Raw genomic sequence first — 948 nt, forward strand, 5'->3', positions numbered from 1 at the left:
ACTGGATACTGAAATAATTGATCATGTGAATTAAAACTCAGTGAATTGACAAATATCTTTTTATCTCTTTGCTATATTGCAGTTTGTAGCTAATCATAATTCTCACTTTTAAAATAAAGAGGTTACCTAAACAGGATTTTTATGTTACATTTTAAGGATTTTTGCTTCTTAGCAATGTTATTATTTTTTAGTAAAAGAGTGAAATTTATAAAAATAAAAGGGTTGTTTTTAAAAAAGGTTTAGTATTATTTATTAGTGTATTTGATTTATTAGACAGTTTTTATTAATACAAATAAGGGGAAATGTTTTGACGGAACTGATAGAAAATTTTAGTAATATTCTCTGGAGTGGTGTATTAATCTATTTATTTCTTGGAGTAGGTATCTATTTTACGTTAGGCACTGGTCTTATTCAATTCCGCCATTTTGGGCATATGTTTACTATACTGAAGAATAGTAATAAATTCACATAGTTCAGGTATATCTTCCTTTCAAGCTTTATGCACAAGTCTAGCAGACAGAGTTGGAACTGGAAATCTAACGGGTGTTGCTATTGCATTAACTGCTGGAGGACCAGGTGCTATTTTTTGGATGTGGCTTGTTGCTTTAATTGGTATGGCAACCTCTTTTGCTGAGAGCACTTTGGTACAATTATATAAGACAAAAGATGATCAAGGGAATTATCGTGGTATCGTGGCGGCGCCGCCTGCTATATGGAAAATGGCCTTAAAATGCGTTGGATGGGGGTACTTTTTTCTATCTTTCTTATTATCGCTTTTGGCCTGGTATTCAATTCTGTTCAAGCTAATTTAATTGCACAGGCAACAGAAGTAGCTTTTGGTTTTAACCCTCTTTATTTAGGAATTGTGCTTGCAATAATTTGTGGTATTATTATTTTTCCTGGCCTACGTTCAATTGCTCGAGTAGCAGAATTCGTTGTTCCTATAGC

The 948-nt window shown here is 32.9% G+C and carries 1 pseudogene; it reads left to right on the top strand.

Features of this window, described 5'->3' with window-relative positions:
- Positions 1-307: 307 nt before the first annotated feature.
- Positions 308-948, top strand: a pseudogene (locus tag ARSQ2_RS11610) (alanine/glycine:cation symporter family protein); the annotation flags it as partial.

It is taken from the genome of Arsenophonus endosymbiont of Bemisia tabaci Q2 (assembly GCF_902713415.1).
Classification (GTDB): Bacteria; Pseudomonadota; Gammaproteobacteria; order Enterobacterales; family Enterobacteriaceae; genus Arsenophonus.